This window comes from Protofrankia sp. CiP1_Cm_nod4 (genome assembly GCF_982290645.1).
Window position 1 is genome coordinate 102,216 of record NZ_CEVIVC010000002.1, and the last position, 1,223, is coordinate 103,438.

Genomic DNA, 1,223 nt, shown 5'->3' on the forward strand with positions numbered 1-1,223 from the left:
CGCCGACAACGGGAAGGGCGCCGACAACGGGAGAGGGAACGGGGACCACGGCGGTGTCGAGATGAGCGGGCGCCGCGCGGGGGACGCGCCGCTGGTGCTGGGGATCGAGACCTCCTGCGACGAGACCGGGGTGGGCCTGGTCCGCGGCGGGGTGCTGCTCGCGGACACACTCGCCTCCTCCGCCGACGAGCACGCCCGCTACGGCGGGGTCATCCCCGAGATCGCCGCCCGCGCGCACCTCGAGGCGATGGCGCCCACGGTGGACCGGGCGCTGTCCCAGGCGGGGCTGCGCCACCGCGACGTGGACGCGGTCGCGGTCACCGCCGGCCCCGGCCTCGCCGGCGCGCTGCTGGTCGGGGTGGCCGCGGCCAAGGCGTACGCGCTCGCGCTCGGCGTCCCGCTCTACGGCGTCCATCATCTGGCCGCGCACGTGGCGGTCGACACCCTTGAGCACGGGCCGCTGCCCGGGCCGTCGATCGCGTTGCTGGTCTCCGGCGGGCACTCGTCGCTGCTGCTCATCCCGGATCTCGCCCGCGGCGAGGTGAGCTCGCTCGGGGCGACCGTCGACGACGCCGCCGGTGAGGCGTACGACAAGGTCGCCCGGCTGCTGGGCATGCCGTTCCCGGGCGGCCCGCCCATTGACCGGGCGGCCCGCGACGGCAGCCCGACGATCCCGTTCCCGCGCGCCAAGGCGTCCGACGGCACCTTCGACTTCTCCTTCAGCGGGCTGAAGACGGCGGTGGCCCGGTGGGTGGAGGCGCGGGGGCGGGCCGGCGAGCCGGTGCCGGTCGCCGACGTCGCCGCGTCCTTCCAGGAGGCGGTGGTGGACGTGCTGACGGCGAAGTCGGTCGCGGCCTGCCGGGCCCACGGCGTGGACACGCTGGTGATCGGCGGCGGGGTGGCAGCGAACAGCCGGCTGCGGGCGCTGGCGGCGGCCCGCTGCGAGGCCGCCGGCATCACGCTGCGGGTGCCCCGGCCCGGGCTGTGCACCGACAACGGCGCGATGGTCGCCGCGCTCGGCTCCCTCCAGGTCGAGGCCGGCATGCCCCCGTCCCCGCTGGACATCCCCGCCTCCTCGACCCTCCCGCTCTGACCGGGCCGTTTCCCAGGTGACGTGACCGTTGCCCGGGTGGTGTTCTCGGTCACATGCCGATCCGGCCTCCGATGGATATCGAGGATGGACGCTGTGGCTGGTGTGACGCGTATGTGGGAGGCGCGGGCGG

The 1,223-nt window shown here is 75.8% G+C and carries 1 protein-coding gene; it reads left to right on the top strand.

Annotated elements, in window-relative coordinates; all coding sequences use genetic code 11:
* Positions 1-61 precede the first annotated feature (61 nt).
* Complete coding sequence (gene tsaD, locus AC5LSR_RS01395) at positions 62-1,093, top strand: tRNA (adenosine(37)-N6)-threonylcarbamoyltransferase complex transferase subunit TsaD (RefSeq protein WP_250286713.1); 1,032 nt, start codon at positions 62-64, stop codon at positions 1,091-1,093.
* Positions 1,094-1,223: the final 130 nt, after the last annotated feature.